The sequence below is a fragment of the Tritonibacter sp. SIMBA_163 genome, from assembly GCF_046535935.1.
Taxonomy (GTDB): domain Bacteria; phylum Pseudomonadota; class Alphaproteobacteria; order Rhodobacterales; family Rhodobacteraceae; genus Epibacterium; species Epibacterium scottomollicae.
Map to the genome: position 1 here is coordinate 1 of NZ_JAWJBP010000480.1, position 270 is coordinate 270.

Annotated in this window: 1 protein-coding gene; it reads left to right on the top strand. The window is 68.1% G+C overall.

The features are described 5' to 3' along the window. The coding region (locus tag R0J92_RS23205; protein ID WP_411053406.1) for a hypothetical protein at positions 1-270 on the top strand (270 nt) is incomplete at both ends.

Below are 270 nucleotides of genomic sequence, written 5' to 3' on the forward strand. Positions count from 1 at the left end.
GTGAAAAGGAAGTGTTCGTCGTCCGCAGCGTGTTCGACCGCATGATGCAGGCGATGGAGCGGGCCGGCGCCGCCCGGCTCGATCCGCAGCAGATCGACCGCCTCACCCAGGCCGCCTTCGACATCAAGTCCGATGGCCACGCCGCGGTGAAGAAGGAGCTGGTCGGCAAGGGCTGCGACGTCCTCGCCCAGGCCGCGGGCGCGTCGCTGCCCCGCTCGAACGTCGACCTGCTTTATGGGGAGACGGACGAGTCGAACCTCTTCGTGCCCG